The following is a 12,895-nucleotide window of genomic DNA, read 5'->3' as shown; positions in this document are numbered from 1 at the left end:
CTGCTCTGGCTGGCGCGCGGCAAATCCAACCGCGATATCGGGCAGATCCTCGAGGTGAGCCACCGCACCGTGAACAAGCATCTGGAGCAGATCTACCCCAAGCTCGGCGTGGAGGGGCGCACGGCCGCCGTGGCGCTGGCGGTCCGCGCGTTGGAGGATCGATAGTCAGGAAGCGAGGGGAGGGAAGAAAGCGCTTCTTTTTGTGAACAAAAAGAAGCAAAAAACTTTATGAATCTGGTCCAGGGGCTTTGTCGGCGGCAACGCCCATGCCCTCCGGGACTATTCCAACGGTGCTACGCACCGCCGGAACCTTCAGCCCCTCCGCCCAGCATAAATAAAAGTTTTTGCGCCGCTTTTTTCAAAAAGCGGAAACTTCCTTCTCGAAGCCGGGGTGAGAGGCGGCGTTCAATTTTACTTGATGCGTGCTCTGCCTGGGTGAACCCTGATCATATCTGTCTGGAACGTTCAAACTATAAGGGTACGAACATGGAACAAACCGCCTCATCCCCGAGACCGGTCAAGATACCGGGCCCCGACCATCCCATTACCATCGAGCGCGATTCGAACCGGGTCGTTGTCTCCGTGGCGGGGCGCGTCATCGCGGATACGCACGACGCCTTGATCCTCACGGAGGCACAGTACCCGCCCGTGCGCTACATTCCCCGAAAGGACGTGGACATGACGCTCCTCACGCGCACGGAGCACACGACCTATTGCCCCTATAAAGGGGACTGCGCCTATTTCAGCATCCCGCTCGGCGGTGAGCGCGCCAGCAACGCCGTCTGGACCTATGAGACACCCTACGCCGCCGTCGAAGCGATCCGGGGTCATCTCGCTTTTTATCCGGATCGCGTCGATGCGATCGAAGACCGGTCCAAACATTAGCGGCGGACCCGGTGCGCCGGCCGCCGCTGTGCCGCGGCGGCCGCGAAGCTCTACCCAGCGCCTCATCCGACGAACCGCCATCGTCGATCAGGGGGGCTCCAAGGCCGCCGGCTGGCGTCCATCCACTGGCCAAAATCGAGGGCGCAAGCGAGACGTCGGGCGATATTTCATCGTTTGCCTGAATTTAAGTCCGGCTCTGCACAAAATTAGAATGAATCAGTCTCATCCGGCATAAAAGTGAATTGAACCGCCTTCCCTCCGATCCGGGTTATGCCGCAATCTATCGGAAGTGGCATTCGGACCTTGGCATGGTCTGAAATAACGATCGGGACTGACATGCATTTTGACTGGACTTATTTTTGGGCGCAGCTGATCACGCCCAGCGGCGCCTTCCTCGACGGGCTCGCGCTGACGGTGATCATGAGTGTCACCGCGCAGATGCTGGGCTTTGTCTTCGGGCTGATTCTCGCCTTCGGCCGGCTGTCGCCCAACAAATTTTTCAACGGCGCCGCCGCCACTTATATCTGGGTCGTTCGCGGCACGCCGTTGCTGGTGCAGATCGTGTTCATCTATAGCGGCCTGGCGGCGGCCGGGATTCTCAATTTCCACGATATTACCTTCGGCGGCATCACCATTCCCGGCAATCTGCAGGCCGGTATTTTGGCCCTCGCGGTGAACGAGAGCGCGTATATGGCGGAGATTTACCGTGCGGGCATTACCGCCGTGGATCGCGGCCAGTTCGAGGCGGCGAAGGCGCTGGGCATGCCGCCCGGCATGATGATGCGCCATGTCGTGTTGCCCCAGGCGTTCCGCATCATCCTGCTGCCGATCGGCAATCAGTTTAACATCATGTTGAAGAATACGACGTTGGTCAGCGTGATCGGTGTCTCCGAGATGCTGCTGGTCACCGAGACGATCAACTCGGCAACTTTCCGCACGTTCGAGCTTTATTCCGTGCTGGCCATTTATTTTCTGCTGCTCACCAGTGTCTGGAACCTGTTCATGGGCTGGGCGGAGCGGCGTTTCGCGCTCGGCCGGCCGGCCGCGAAAGCCATGAGCATGACCCTGGAGGCGGCCGAATGAGTGATTTGTTGATCGAAGCGACAGGCGTGGAAAAATGGTTCGGCACGGCCAAGGTGCTGGACCAGGTGGATTTCGCCGTGCGCCGGGGCGAGGTCGTCGTGCTGATCGGACCTTCGGGCTCGGGCAAGACCACGTTGTTGCGTTGCATTAACCATCTTGAGACCATTCAGAACGGCCGGATCGCCGTGAACGGCGCGTTGATCGGCTACCGGCAGCTCAATGGCAAGCTGGTGCCGGACGCGGAGCGCAACATCGCCATCCAGCGGCGCGATATCGGCATGGTGTTCCAGCGCTTCAACCTGTTTCAGAACATGAATGTCCTGCAGAATATCAGCCTGGCGCCGCAGCTTCTGCGCGGCACCAAGAAAGCCGATGCCGAGGCGCAAGCGCGCGCGTTGCTGGCGCGGGTGGGATTGCCGGGCAAGGCCGATTCCATGCCCTCCGAGCTTTCCGGCGGGCAGCAGCAGCGTGTCGCGATCGCGCGGGCCTTGGCCATGCAGCCGGCGGTTCTGCTGTTCGACGAACCGACCTCGGCGCTGGACCCGGAAATGGTGGGGGAGGTGCTGGCCGTGATGCGCGAGTTGGCGCAATCGGGAATGACCATGGTGGTGGTCACCCACGAGATGGGTTTCGCGCGGCAGGTCGCCGACCGTGTGGTGGTGATGGCGGAGGGAAAAATCATCGAGGAAGGCGCGCCGGAGACGGTTTTCACCGCCCCGGAACATCCCAAGACCCGCGCTTTGCTCAGCGCCGTGCGGCACTGAGTTTAGGATCGCCTCCCGACTGCCTTCGTCGCCATGACGCTTCATCTGTTTGCTTGCACCGCCGGGTGCAAGCAAACAGACCGGAAGGAGGAACGCTATTTCGGTAGCGTGTCGGCGGTAAGATTCCATTTTTTCAGGAGTCCCGCCATGCTGCCGTCCTTCAGCATGCCGTCCAGGGCGGTCGTGATGGCGGCCTGCAATACGGGGTCGTTCTTGCGCAGGCCGACACCGATGGGGATTTTGTAGAACGGCGCGATGGCGACCTCGAACTGACCGGGCTGCAGGTTGCTGTAATACACGGCGGTTTCGTATTGCACGGTGAACGCCTGGACCTGGCCGAACTGCAATTGCTGCAGCGCTGCCGAATTGTCGGGGAAATCGATCACATCGATGGGCGGCTTGCCGGCTTTTTTCAGGGCCTGGTTGGCTTCGTCCAGCAACATGTTGGTGGCGGATCCGGTCACCGCGGCCACTTTCCGGCCGGAGAGTTCGGTCAGGCTGTTGAGCTTGGGCGCGCCGGCTTTCAGCAGCACGCTCTGCGAGACATACATATAGGGCAGTTCATTGATCACCTTGAGGCGCTCGGCCTGGATGTACAGCGCGGAGACGATGGCATCGCAATGTCCGGAGACGAGATCCGGGATGATGCTCGCGAACGCCACATTGTCCCACTTGGCCGTCACGCCGAGATGCTGCGCCAGCATGTTGCCGAAATCGACGTCCACACCCGCCGGCTTTAAGCCGTTGTCAATATAAATCACCGGCGGCAGCGTCATGGCGGCGCAAAAGGTGATGGTCTTGCTGGCGGCCATCGCGGGCGGCAAGGCGGGCGTGGCGGCGGCCGCACCGGCGGCCAGGCCAAAAAACATCGCCGCGCCGAGGCTGCCGGTTGTCAGCAGGCCAGCGCGAAGTCTCGTTCGTATCATGACAATTCCATTGCTAAGTCAAACCGGGAAACTCCGGCTCATCTGCTGAACCAAGCAATTGTGAGGCCAAAACGCGGCGGGCGGCGGCGCCGCCCTCCCGCCGGGCTGGCCCGTACGTTTCGGAAATGATCGGCCTGGCGTCTTTGTGTTCATCGCGTCTTTCAGCAGGGCGGCCATTCAAGCCCGTTATTAAGGCACGCAATGCGCATGTCCGGTCTAATTTTTAATCATGTGATTCGTGGCGCAGAAAAATATGCCAGATGACGTGCGCAATCATGCAACCGGGAGCGCGAATGGGCATCCTAGTCTGCGGTTGGATTTGAAGCTTGCAACCAGCAGAGAGATACGGTCATGCCCCTCATCAAACGTCGTTCCTTGCTTGCCGGTGCGGCCGCGGCGCTCGCGGCCCCGGCCATCGTCCGTCCGGCCTGGGCGGCCGATACGGTGAAAGTCGGCTGTCTGTTCTCCTCCTCCGGCACGATGGCCAATCTTGAAGGGCGGCTGAATTACATTACGCAGATGGCGGCGGACGAGATCAACGCCAGCGGCGGCGTGCTCGGCCGGCAGATCGAGGTGGTGACCACCAACCCGAATTCGGACTGGCCGACCTACGCGCAGCTCGGCCGGCAGCTGTTGCAGGAGCAGAAGGTGGCGGCTTTGTTCGGCTGCTGGACCTCGGTTGCGCGTAAATCCGTGTTGCCGGTCGTCGAGCAGAATGACGGCCTGCTGTTCTACCCGCTCCATTTCGAGGGCGATGAGAATTCCAAGAATATCGTGTACCTGAACTCGCCGCCGGCCAGCTCCGTGCTGCCCGCCGTGGATTATCTGATGAGCGGCGACGGCGTCAGCGCCAAGCGCTTCTTCATGCTCGGCACGGATTATGTGTGGCCGCGCACGATCAACAAGATTCTCAAAGGCTATTGGAAGAGCAAGGGGATTCCGGAAAGCGCCTGGCAGGAGCAATATGTTCCGTTCGGCTTCAGCAATTTCCAGAGCATGGTCAACCAGATTCGCAGCTTCGCCAGCCAGGGCGGCGGCCAGCCGATCGTCGTGCTCACCGTGGTCGGCAGCTCGATCGCCGACTTCCTGCGCGAATACAGCAACCAGGGCATCCAGCCCACCGACCTGCCGGTGCTCGGCCTCGACATGGTGGAAGCTGACCTGGAAGGCCTCAACACCGCGTCGCTGGTCGGCAATCTGAATTGCTGGGCCTATCTGCAGAACGCCCCCGGGCCGCGCAACCAGAAATTCCTCGCCGACTGGGCGGCTTATGTGCAGAAATCCGGCGCCCCCTACAGCCCGCACGTCGCCATCGACCCGATGGTCTCGACTTATGACGGCGTGCATATCTGGGCGAACGCCGCCAAAAAGGCGGGCAGCTTCGACGTGCCGGAAGTACGGGCCGCCTTCGCCGGGCTGCAATTCCCGGACCCGTCCGGCTACACGCTGAAAATGACCGCCGCGAACAATTACGTATCCCGCGGCGTGTTCATCGGTTCGATCAACGCCAATCAGGGCTTTGACGTGCTGTGGCAGTCGAAAGGTACGCCGACGCCGGTGCCTTACAGCCCGTACGGCTGACGCAATGCGCTTTGGGTTGAAAACAGGCGCCGCCCTCGTGGCGGCGCTGATCTGCCTGGTGCTGGGACCGGTGCGCGCCGAGGCGGCGCCGGACCGCGCCGCTATTGTCAACGGGCTGTGCCAAGGCGGGCCGGGCCTCTCGCAGGCCGCTGACCAGTTGTTGACGGGTCTGCCCGGCGCTACGCCGGATGATCTGGCCTGGGCGAACCGCGTGGTCGGCGCCTTCGCGCACCGCCAGTTGCTTTGCAGCGGTGACGGTCGGGGTTATCTGGCCAGCGGCGCCGCCGGCCTTGATGCCGCAACACTCGCCCCCGTTGCCCTTCCGGCCGACGCTACGGCGCCGTTCCCCAGCCTGCGCGCGCGCATCGTGCTGGAGCGTATGGAAGCCGCGCTGGCGCTGGTCTCTCCGGTAGCGCCTTCCGCCACGCTCGCAGCCATCGGCACGTTGCAACAACATAATGACAGCGTGCCGCCGGCGCTGGTGAGCATGGCCATCGCGCGGTCGCACGATGCGCAGGTCACCAAAGCCTTGCGCCGCTTCGGCGTGCTGCAGGGGCTGCACGCGCCGGACACGGCGCAGCGCATTGCCGCCATTCACGATCTCTCCCGCGATACCACCAGCGACGCGCTGGGCCAGCTGCGCAGCCTGCGCACCGACCCCGGCTACGCGGCCGACCCGGCGGTGGCCGCCGCGCTCGATCAAGGCATCGCCCATGTGCAGACATGGGTGCATGTCGGCAATGTCCTGGCGCTGCTCTATAACGGTCTCAGCGCCGGCAGCATTTTGTTCATGTCGGCGATCGGCCTGGCGGTGATTTTCGGCCTGATGGGCGTGATCAATCTGGCGCAGGGCGAGCTGATCATGATCGGCGCCTACACGGCCTATTGCGTGCAGCAGGTCGTCCGCGCGGTCGCCCCCGCTTACATTTCGCTCTACCCGATCCTGGCGATTCCCGTGGTGTTTCTCGTCACCGCCGCCATCGGCATCATCATCGAGGCGACGGTGATCCGGCATTTATATCGTCGTCCGCTGATGACGCTGCTCGCCACCTGGGGCATCAGCCTGCTGCTGATCAATCTCGTGCGCGTCGGCTTCGGCCCGCAGAATCTGGAGTTCATCACCCCGTCTTATTTGACCGGCGGCGTGTCGGTGGTGGGCGATTTCTTCGTCACCTGGAACCATCTGGCGGCGATCATTTTCGCGGTGCTGGCCTTCCTGGGCACGCTGGCGCTGCTGCGTCTCACCAGCCTCGGCCTGTTCATTCGCGGCGTCACGCAGAATCGCGACATGGCGGGGTGCATCGGCGTCTCGGCGCGGCGGATCGACATGCTGGCCTTCGGCTTCGGCGCCGGCCTGGCGGGGCTCGCCGGCCTTGCCGTGGCGCCGATCTACAACGTCAACCCCTCGATGGGCGCGGACTTCATCATCGACAGTTTCATGGTGGTGGTGCTGGGCGGCGTCGGCAGCCTGGTCGGCACGGCGATCGCCGCGTTCGGCATCGGTCTGGTCAATGTCGGCATCGAGCCGTTCTACGGCGCGGTGGCGGCCAAGGTGATCGCGCTGCTGCTGATCATCGCCATCATTCAATGGCGGCCTGAGGGTCTTATCGCGATAAAGGGGCGCCGATGAGCGGTCTTCTTAACGCCGGCCGCGATCGGGCGGCGCGGCCGGTCACGGGCCTGCTATTGCTCGTTCTGGTGCTGGCGCCGGTGCTGGGTCTGCACGCTATTCCGGGCCTTGGGCTGTCGATCTACGGCATCAATCTGGTCGGCCAGGTGATGTGCTTCGCGCTGCTGGCGATGGCGCTCGACCTGATGTGGGGCGGCGCCGGCGTGCTCAGCCTGGGCCATGGCCTGTTCTTCGCGTTCGGCGGCTATCTCGCGGCGATGCATCTGCTGAAGACCGCGTACGCGCAGACCCATGTGTTGCCGGATTTTCTGCAGTTCATGGGGCAGGGCGCATTCCCCGGCTTCTGGTGGCCGTTCGGCTCGGCCAGCCTGTCGGTGCTGGCGATCATTCTGCTGCCCGGCCTTCTGGCATTCGTTTTCGGCTATGTGTCGTTCCGCTCGCGGGTGAACGGCGTGTATTTCTCGATCATCACCCAGGCGCTGACCTACACGGCGATGCTGCTGATGTTCCGCAACGAGACGGGGTTCGGCGGCAATAACGGCATGACCGGCTTCAATACCATCGCCGGCCTGCCGATTGGCGGGACCAAGGCCGCGGTGCTGCTGACCATGCTCTCCACCGCCGCGGTGCTGGTGGTGCTGGTCGGCGGGCGGGCGATGCTTGCCACCCGCTTCGGCCGGATGCTGACGGCGATCCGCGATGACGAGGCGCGGCTGCGTTTCCTCGGCTACGATACGCTGTGGCTGAAGCTCGCCGCCTGGTGCCTCTCGGCGGTCATCGCCGCGGTGGCCGGCGCGCTCTATGTGCCGCAGGTCGGCATCATCAACCCGACTTTGCTCGACCCGTCGCTCTCCATCGAGGTGGCGGTGTGGGTTGCCGTGGGCGGGCGTGGCGGGCTCTGCGGCGCGGTGATCGGCGCGGTGCTGGTGAACACGCTGAAATTCTGGATGTCGGCGGCGGCGCCGACGGTGTGGCCCTTCGTGCTGGCGCTGCTGGTGCTGCTGGTGGTGCTGGTTCTGCCCAATGGGTTGATGGACCTCTCCAACCGCTCGCGCGCCTGGATGGCGGACCTGACCAAAAGCGATGCGCCCGGCGCCAAGAACGCGCGGAGGCTGTCATGAACCAAGCGCCGGCCAACGCGCTCAGCGTCAAGAATTTGCTTGTCCAGTTCGGCAATTTCACCGCCATCAACAATCTCGCCTTCACCGCGTCCTACGGCCATGTGCATGCGGTGATCGGCCCGAACGGCGCGGGGAAAACCACGCTGCTGGATATCTTCACCGGCCGCTCCAAGGCGCGTTCCGGCTCGGTGCTGCTGGATGAAAAGCTCGAGCTGACGCGGCTCAGCGAGGTGCAGCTGGCACTTGCCGGCATCGGCCGCAAATTCCAGAAGCCGAGCGTGTTCGAGGCGCTGACGGTGGCGGAAAATCTTGACCTCGCCTTCCGCCGCGCCGACAGGTCACTGCTGAACGAGGTGTTTTCGCGCAGCGATCGCGCCCGCAGCGATGCCGTGGACGGCATTCTGCAGATCATCGGGCTCGGCACGCAGCGCCACGCGCGCGCAGGCATTCTCTCCCATGGCCAGAAGCAATGGCTGGAGATCGGCATGGTGCTGGTGCGCCAGCCGAAAGTGGTGCTGCTCGACGAGCCGGTGGCGGGCATGAGTGACGAGGAGACCGAACAGACGGCGAAGCTCGTGCGCAGCCTGCGCAGCCCGGAACGCGCCATCATCGTTGTCGAGCACGACATGGACTTTGTCGAGCAGATCGCCGACCTCGTGACCGTGCTGGACCAGGGCGCCACGCTGTTCGAGGGCGACATGAAGGCGGCGCGGACGGATCCGCGCGTCCTCGACGTTTATATCGGACGCTGAACATGCAGCTTGCCATTGAAAATCTCGACCATCACTACGGCAGCGCCCAGAGCCTGCGCAGCATCTCCTTCGAGATCGGCGACGGGCAGTGCCTCACGCTGCTCGGCCGCAACGGCGCCGGCAAAACCACGATGCTGCGCTGCCTGACCGGGCTGCTGAAGCCGAGCGGCGGCCGCATCACGCTGGACGGCACCGACATCACGGCCTGGCCCTCCTTCCGGCGCTGCCGCGGCGGCATCGGCTATGTGCCGCAGGGGCGCGAGATTTTTTCCGATCTCTCGGTCGGCGAGAATCTGCTGATCAGCTACAAGGCGCATGGCGGCAAGGACTCCGCCGTGCTCGATGAGGTCTGCGAAATGTTTCCGGTGCTGCGCCAGATGTGGCGGCGGCGCGGCGGCGACCTTTCCGGCGGCCAGCAGCAGCAGCTCGCCATCGGCCGCGCGCTGATGGGCCGCCCGCGTTTGCTCGTGCTCGACGAGCCGACCGAAGGCATCCAGCCCAACATCGTGAAAGCCATCGAAGCGGTGATCGCTTCGCTGAAAGGCCGCATCTCGATCCTGCTCGTCGAGCAATATTTCGATTTCGCGCAGACCTTGGCGGACCGCTACGTCGTGCTCAACCGTGGGTCCGTCGTCGCCGCCGGAGCGGGCAAGGACATGGACAAAAACGAGCTCAGCCGCTTTCTCTCGATCTGACACAACAGGGAAGTTTTTATGCCAAAACACCACTACCTGCCGACCACGGTCGACACCGTCGCCTGGGGCTTTTTCGACGCCGCATTAGCGCCGGCGTTGACCATCGAGTCCGGCGATACGGTCACCGTCGACGCCTTGCCGGCGGGCGATGTGAAGGAGCTGCCTTCCGATGCGTCGCGCATCCGCCCGGACCACCGCCTGCTGCTCGACAAAGCCGTGCGCGGCAACGGCCCGCACCCGGTGAATGGCCCGATCTACGTGAACGGCGCCGAGCCCGGCGACGTGCTGCAGATTGACATTCTCGACATCAAGCCGAACCAGGATTGGGGGTTCGTCGCCATCCAGCCGCTGCTCGGCACCTTGCCGGACGAATTCACCGATTACGAGACGGTGATTGTCGACATCGACACCGCCCAGAACGTCGCGCATCTGCCCTGGGGCACCAGCCTGAAGCTGGAGCCGTTCTTCGGCATCCTGGCGGTGGCACCGCCGCCTGCCTGGGGGCGGCATACTTCGATCATACCGCGCGCCTTCGGCGGCAACATGGACAACAAGGCGCTCGTCGCCGGCACCACGCTCTATCTGCCGGTGTTCAACAAGGGCGCGCTGTTTTCGGCCGGCGACGGCCATGGCGTGCAGGGTGACGGCGAAGTCTGCATCACCGCGCTGGAAACCGGCCTGACCGGCACGTTCCGCTTGACCGTGCGCAAGGATCTGAAGCTTGCCGGGCCGTTCGCGGAGAGCCCGACACACCTGATCTCGATCGGCATCGATGAGGACCTCGACGATGCGGCGAAGCAGGCGGTGCGCGAGATGGTGCGCGAACTCTGTGCCCGTACCGATCTCACGCGCAACCAGGCCTATATGCTGTGCAGCCTGGCCGGTGACCTCAAGGTCACGCAGCTGGTGGACGTTAACAAAGGCGTTCACATGATGCTGCCGAAGACGGCTTATAAGGCAAAGTGAAGTGAGGGGCCGCTTTTTTGAAAAAAAAGCGGCGCAAAAAACTTTTGTTTGCGCTGGGCCTGTGGCGCTGAAACGGCACGGGCCCAGAGTTAAGTGCGGAACAACGCTTTCGGAATCGTGGCATGCACGCCGAGATTGCCGTCCACCACCTGGGTGATGCCGAAATCGACCCCGACCGAAAGCAGCGAGATCGCCGCATCCTCGCTTAAACCCCAGCCGGTCATCAGCAGCCGGCGCGCCTTGCGGAAAGCATCGCGCATCGCGGCATCCAGCGACGATTTTTTATACACCTCGCTCAACGCGGCTTCGCCCAGCTCCGCCAGGTAGTTCGGGTGGCTGAATCCCTGCACGATCCAGGCTTCTTCGGTTTCGATCAACGGATAGGTGAGGTCCTTGACCAAGCCGCGCGCCTGGCTGCGCCGGTGCAGTTTCAGTTTGAAGGTGCCGGTGAGCGAGCATTCGATGGCGGTGCCGGAAACTTCGCCGTCGCCTTGCGAGGCGTGCGGGTCGCCGACCGAGAGGAGCGCTCCCGCCACCGCGACCGGCAAATAGAGCCGGCTGCCGGCGCCGAGCCGCCAATTGTCGATATTGCCGCCGAAGGCCGAGGGCGGTGTGGAGTCCAGCAGCCCGCTATAATCGGGCGCCAGGGTGATGATCCCGAAATGCGGCCGTACCGGGATATGGAATCCATTTAACGGGTCGTCGGTTTTCTCGATGGTCCCATGGTCCACGGGCACGCCTGGATAATCGATGGTCGGATGCATCACCCCGTACGGGTCGCGCTGCGGCGTCCAGCGGAAATTATACAGGGCCTGGGCGTATAGGGCCTCGCCATGGCGGACCAGCTCGTACATGGTCACGACCTCGCGTGGCCGCGGCCCGGTGAGCAGGTCCTTGTAATGATAGCCCCACCAGACCGCGCCGTTGCTGCCGAAGCTGCGGCCGGCGAATTCCGGTGCTTGCGAGGGGCGGGGCACGATGTCGAGAATTTCGATTTCCAGCACGTCGCCGGGGACAGCATGTTCGACCGCGATCGGCCCGGTGCAGATATGCACGCCAAAACCTTCCCCGGCCCCGCGCCCATACACGGAGGCGTCCATCGGCCCGGCGCCACGGCGGTCGATGGTTTTGCGCTCCCGGGTCCAGGCCATCGCCTGTTCCGCCGCTTCATCGCCCGCGACCATGCGCGCCCAGTCGTCGGTGGCGTGCTGGGTCAGCGTCTCGATGGTGACGATATCGCCCGAGCGCACCGTGAGGATCGGCGGCAGGGATTTGCTGAAATATCCCCAATGCATGGTCCGCGCGTTCAAAGGGAGGTGGTGATGAACGGCGCCTTCGGGCTGATCCGCATTCGGCGCGCCTAGCGCCTCGTCCCCGTCGCTGCCGGGCGCCGGCGTGGCGGTCTGGCGGCGCAGTGAGGCGGAAATTTTCGGCCGTCCACGCGTGACATCATCGCCCCCAGTTTCAGCGGCGGCAGAATTCTGCTCACGGAACATGCCGGGCGTCATCCCGTATTGTTCGCGGAAAGCCCGGGAAAAATGCGCCGGGTCGGAAAATCCCCAACGGAAACCGATATCCGCGACCAGAAGCTTGCTCTGCTGCGGGTCGAGCAGATCCTGCGCGGTGCGCTGCAGCCGGCGGCGGCGCACATATTGGGCGAAGCTGAGATTCTCGCGCTGAAACAGTTTTTGCACGGCGCGCACCGACATGCCTTCGGATTCGGCGAGCCCGGCGAGGGTCAATTCGGCGTCGGGCAGTCGCGCCTCGATGGTCTGCATCAACCGCTGGAGCGCCGATTTGCGGCGGTCGATGCCGCCGGAGAGCGGCGGTGCCTCGGTGCCGGTGAACGCCGCGATCAGCAGTTCCGACAATGACAGCTCCAGCGGATGCAACCGCGTCGGGTCGAGCGCGCCGATCGTCTCGCCGATGGTTTGCAGAAACCCGGTCAGCACCTGACCCATCCCATGCGTCGCGGTGATGCGGCCGCCGTCGAATTCCATGCGCCGCAGCCGGTCGTCCAGCCGTTCGGCGGGGAGGAAGATCAGCAGCAGGCGGAACGGTTCGGTCAGGGTGACGGTGCCGGGCCTTGCCATGGTGCCGAGGCACAGATCCCGTGCCCGCATCATGGTGCCGTCCGGCGACTCTCCCGCGCCTTCAAGGAGAAAACTCAGCCACACCCCGCGGCTCGCGGCTTCCCAGCTCAGGCTTTGCGGATCGGCATTGATCTGCAGGAAGCGGCCGCCCTGGCGGCTCGTGAGCGCCAAAAAGTCGCCACGCGACGCAGCGCTAGACCCCGAGGAGATGATGCCGCAGCGGCGCAATTCCTCACGCCAGGCGGTGTTGCGCTGTTCCAGCGGATAGGCTTCCGTGTCGAAGCGGTTCAGATCCAAGGCCGCACCGCCTCCTCAAGCCCTTCGGCGATATCATGGGATGTCGGAAACCGACATAATCCGAATATCTTTAGATCCCCAAGGGTCATTGCGCCAGCCGGG

The 12,895-nt window shown here is 63.6% G+C and carries 12 protein-coding genes; 10 read left to right on the top strand and 2 right to left on the bottom strand.

The window, feature by feature from the left end; all coding sequences use genetic code 11:
* From VNC39_RS05655 to VNC39_RS05640, 4 genes are all read left to right on the top strand, one after another.
* Positions 1-165 (top strand): helix-turn-helix domain-containing protein (locus tag VNC39_RS05655; protein WP_325397048.1); only part of this gene is annotated, 165 nt, incomplete at its 5' end.
* Positions 166-435: 270 nt separating this feature from the next.
* Complete coding sequence (locus tag VNC39_RS05650) at positions 436-885, top strand: DUF427 domain-containing protein (protein WP_325397044.1); 450 nt, start codon at positions 436-438, stop codon at positions 883-885.
* A 336-nt stretch (positions 886-1,221) separates the two neighbouring features.
* Positions 1,222-1,968 (top strand): amino acid ABC transporter permease, encoded by a 747-nt coding sequence (locus VNC39_RS05645; protein WP_325397042.1) that lies wholly within the window; start codon positions 1,222-1,224, stop codon positions 1,966-1,968.
* Positions 1,965-2,732, top strand: coding sequence for an amino acid ABC transporter ATP-binding protein (locus tag VNC39_RS05640; protein WP_325397040.1), 768 nt, complete (start codon positions 1,965-1,967; stop codon positions 2,730-2,732). The genes VNC39_RS05645 and VNC39_RS05640 overlap by 4 nt, the downstream gene beginning before the upstream one ends.
* A 95-nt stretch (positions 2,733-2,827) precedes the next feature.
* On the opposite strand, the gene VNC39_RS05635 is transcribed toward VNC39_RS05640, so the two are convergent.
* Complete coding sequence (locus VNC39_RS05635) at positions 2,828-3,658, bottom strand: ABC transporter substrate-binding protein (RefSeq protein ID WP_325397038.1); 831 nt, start codon at positions 3,656-3,658, stop codon at positions 2,828-2,830.
* Positions 3,659-4,009: 351 nt separating this feature from the next.
* On the opposite strand from VNC39_RS05635, the gene VNC39_RS05630 reads away from it, so the two are divergent.
* The 6 genes from VNC39_RS05630 to VNC39_RS05605 are packed head-to-tail and all read left to right on the top strand — an operon-like array spanning position 4,010 to position 10,403.
* Positions 4,010-5,239 carry a transporter substrate-binding protein gene (locus VNC39_RS05630; RefSeq protein WP_325397036.1) on the top strand — a complete coding sequence of 410 codons (1,230 nt, stop codon included), beginning with the start codon at positions 4,010-4,012 and terminating at the stop codon, positions 5,237-5,239.
* Positions 5,240-5,255: 16 nt separating this feature from the next.
* Positions 5,256-6,869: an urea ABC transporter permease subunit UrtB gene (urtB, locus tag VNC39_RS05625; RefSeq protein WP_325397034.1), complete on the top strand. Its 1,614-nt coding sequence runs from the start codon at positions 5,256-5,258 to the stop codon at positions 6,867-6,869.
* On the top strand, positions 6,866-7,990 hold the full coding sequence (gene urtC, locus VNC39_RS05620) for an urea ABC transporter permease subunit UrtC (protein WP_325397032.1): 1,125 nt from the start codon (positions 6,866-6,868) through the stop codon (positions 7,988-7,990). Before urtB ends, urtC begins: the two co-directional genes overlap by 4 nt.
* Positions 7,987-8,742 carry an urea ABC transporter ATP-binding protein UrtD gene (gene urtD, locus VNC39_RS05615; RefSeq protein ID WP_325397030.1) on the top strand — a complete coding sequence of 252 codons (756 nt, stop codon included), beginning with the start codon at positions 7,987-7,989 and terminating at the stop codon, positions 8,740-8,742. Before urtC ends, urtD begins: the two co-directional genes overlap by 4 nt.
* A 2-nt stretch (positions 8,743-8,744) precedes the next feature.
* Positions 8,745-9,437 (top strand): urea ABC transporter ATP-binding subunit UrtE, encoded by a 693-nt coding sequence (gene urtE, locus VNC39_RS05610; RefSeq protein ID WP_325397028.1) that lies wholly within the window; start codon positions 8,745-8,747, stop codon positions 9,435-9,437.
* Between the two features lie 18 nt (positions 9,438-9,455).
* Entirely contained in the window at positions 9,456-10,403 is a 948-nt protein-coding gene (locus VNC39_RS05605) for an acetamidase/formamidase family protein (RefSeq protein WP_325397026.1), read from the top strand.
* A gap of 89 nt (positions 10,404-10,492) precedes the next feature.
* On the opposite strand, the gene VNC39_RS05600 is transcribed toward VNC39_RS05605, so the two are convergent.
* Positions 10,493-12,793, bottom strand: a complete 2,301-nt coding sequence (locus tag VNC39_RS05600) for an acetamidase/formamidase family protein (RefSeq protein ID WP_325397024.1) — start codon at positions 12,791-12,793, stop codon at positions 10,493-10,495.
* Positions 12,794-12,895 lie beyond the last annotated feature (102 nt).

The organism is Acidocella sp., assembly GCF_035535915.1.
In the GTDB taxonomy this organism is placed as follows: domain Bacteria; phylum Pseudomonadota; class Alphaproteobacteria; order Acetobacterales; family Acetobacteraceae; genus Acidocella.
The sequence above is the reverse complement of the archived record's forward strand: the minus strand, read 5'-3'. Positions and strand labels throughout refer to the sequence as shown.